The 989-nt window shown below is 49.3% G+C and carries 2 tRNA genes and 2 rRNA genes; all 4 read right to left on the bottom strand.

Annotated features, from left to right (window positions below):
- Nucleotides 1-474: ribosomal RNA gene (locus tag GJ700_RS34675) — 23S ribosomal RNA — on the bottom strand; the annotation flags it as partial.
- 162 nt (nt 475-636) lie between these two features.
- A tRNA-Ala gene (locus GJ700_RS34680) sits at nt 637-712 on the bottom strand.
- 27 nt (nt 713-739) lie between these two features.
- Nucleotides 740-816 (bottom strand) — tRNA-Ile (locus GJ700_RS34685).
- Between the two features lie 69 nt (nt 817-885).
- Nucleotides 886-989, bottom strand: a 16S ribosomal RNA gene (locus GJ700_RS34690); the annotation flags it as partial.

Genomic DNA, 989 nt, shown 5'->3' on the forward strand with positions numbered 1-989 from the left:
TCGCCTTTCCCTCACGGTACTGGTTCACTATCGGTCGATTACGAGTATTTAGCCTTGGAGGATGGTCCCCCCATGTTCAGACAGGATTTCTCGTGTCCCGCCCTACTTGTCGTACGCTTAGTACCACCAACTAGATTTCGTGTAAGGGGCTATCACCCTCTATGGCCCACATTTCCAGGTGGTTCCACTATCTAACTGACTATCACGTACAGGCTCTTCCCATTTCGCTCGCCACTACTTTGGGAATCTCGGTTGATTTCTTTTCCTGCAGCTACTTAGATGTTTCAGTTCGCCGCGTTCGCTTCGTTAGCCTATGTATTCAGCTAACGATGACCTAAAAGGCCGGGTTTCCCCATTCGGACATCTTCGGATCAATGCTTGTTTGTCAGCTCCCCGAAGCTTTTCGCAGACTTCCACGTCCTTCATCGCCTGTAATCGCCAAGGCATCCACCATGTGCACTTATTCACTTGTCCCTATAACCTTGACGGCTATAGGCAAGCATTTACTGCTTTGTGATGATGAGTTTTACTACCCTAAGTGTGTATTTCTACACGCTTAAATAAAACTTTACTTCTTCCAGATTGTTAAAGAACGGTACTACTTTTATGTAAGACTCGGGTCTTATATAAAAGCAGTGGTGGAGGATGACGGGATCGAACCGACGACCCCCTGCTTGCAAAGCAGGTGCTCTCCCAGCTGAGCTAATCCCCCGGGATCTTGCTACAGCATTTTGGTAACTGGTAGGGCTGGTTGGGCTCGAACCAACGACCCCCGCGTTATCAACACGGTGCTCTAACCAGCTGAGCTACAGCCCCAACATGCTTTCTTCGTTCTTCTTTAGAACAGTCGATAAGTGTGAGCATTAGGCGGACAGCCTACTCTAGAAAGGAGGTGATCCAGCCGCACCTTCCGATACGGCTACCTTGTTACGACTTCACCCCAGTCACGAATCCTACCGTGGTAAGCGCCCTCCTTGCGGTTAAGCTAC

The organism is Pseudoduganella rivuli (assembly GCF_009674485.1).
GTDB lineage: Bacteria > Pseudomonadota > Gammaproteobacteria > Burkholderiales > Burkholderiaceae_D > Rugamonas > Rugamonas rivuli_B.